Origin of the sequence: Pseudoalteromonas sp. MMG012 (assembly GCF_018100875.1) — a bacterium.
Lineage (GTDB): Bacteria > Pseudomonadota > Gammaproteobacteria > Enterobacterales > Alteromonadaceae > Pseudoalteromonas > Pseudoalteromonas aurantia.
On the sequence record NZ_JAGJEF010000189.1, the window covers coordinates 1 to 1316 of the forward strand.

Genomic DNA, 1316 nt, shown 5'->3' on the forward strand with positions numbered 1-1316 from the left:
TGGTGTTCAGCTTGTACATCAAGAATTGGCATTGTGTTTACCTCTGAGTTTAATGATGCTGTTATTTATTTTGTAAGAAATAAATTCGATTAAAGTGCCTATTACGCTGACGACGGTAACGCCAAAATAAGCCCCAATACCTAGCCCAAAACCTACGCCAATTAGGGCAAACAGGGTTATTAATATTTCACTCATTACGCTTCTCTCTTAGTTCGTTTTCCATCAGCAAGTCAGTAAGCTTTTGTACATTACTCAGCCCAGGCTTTACCGATTCAATGTTGGTGTTTAGTCGTTCAATTTTTAATTCGAGGTCGTGTAAGTCATCACTTGTGGGCATTTTTTCAATGCGCCGTTCAAGCTCGCGTACATCATCGCTAACGCCGCGTCTAACTTCTGCTAGTTGCTCTTGCAGTTCATTTTTATGAGCGCCTAGTTGCTCGTGTAACTCTGTTTTGTGTTTGCTGAGTTGTTCTTGTACATTGCTTTGCGTGTCGCTTACTTGCTGCTGTGCAGTGACTTTGTAACTATTAAACTCTTTGCGTGAGGGGAATCGCACATACAAAAATGCCATGATGAATACACCCATTACACCGAGCGCCCATACAATGACTGTTTGCCACTTCTGAAAAAGCTCATACATGATTACGTCCTAAATAATCTTTGTTCGCGTTCAATCAATGCTTGGCAATGAACGCATGTTGTACAGTTATGAATTGCGGCTTTTCTCGCGGCTGGTATCTCAGCACCGCAACGTTCGCATTCGTCTAAATCAATGTCAGGGCCCGCAAACTTTTTGCTATGCTCAGCAAGCTTTCGATTCATCGACTCTTCAATGATTTTTTGCGCTCTGTCGGCTTCATCCATTGCTTGGTTTCCTTATGTTTTGAATTACTGAAGTCGCCATGCTTTTAACGCTGGGTGCGGCTTTCTCAACGGTGCGCCCAATCACATAGCCACCTATGCCGAGTTGCAACAGTTCCCACGCTTGCTCACTGAGCCTAAACGCCAGTAAACCGAATGAGTCACATATAATGAGCACTAGAAACGTGAGCATGGTGATAGGTCGCCAGCAGCGTTGTAATGCGCTTTCGCCGTGTGCTTCAGCAGTGATAATTTGAGATTGGGCGGCAAGCACTTGGCCCTGTAGCTCAATCACTTTGCTTTCGAGCTGCAAACGCTCGCTGACAATTAAATTGTCGATGCGCTTTAGCTCATTGTTTAGCTGCATCTTCTCTTCGTCAGACGTAAAAACATCATCAAGCAAGTTGCCAAGCACTGTGCCTAAGCCCACCCAATCACTCATCACGTTCACCAAA

General features: G+C 44.3%; 3 protein-coding genes. All 3 read right to left on the reverse strand.

Annotated elements, in window-relative coordinates:
• Positions 1 to 187 precede the first annotated feature (187 nt).
• Positions 188 to 640 (reverse strand): DUF2730 family protein, encoded by a 453-nt coding sequence (locus tag J8L97_RS22920; RefSeq protein WP_063875339.1) that lies wholly within the window; start codon positions 638 to 640, stop codon positions 188 to 190.
• A gap of 2 nt (positions 641 to 642) precedes the next feature.
• Complete coding sequence (locus J8L97_RS22925; protein ID WP_211053030.1) at positions 643 to 864, reverse strand: hypothetical protein; 222 nt, start codon at positions 862 to 864, stop codon at positions 643 to 645.
• The coding region (locus tag J8L97_RS22930; RefSeq protein ID WP_409455180.1) for a 3TM-type holin at positions 857 to 1316 on the reverse strand (460 nt) is incomplete at its 5' end. The genes J8L97_RS22930 and J8L97_RS22925, both read right to left, overlap by 8 nt.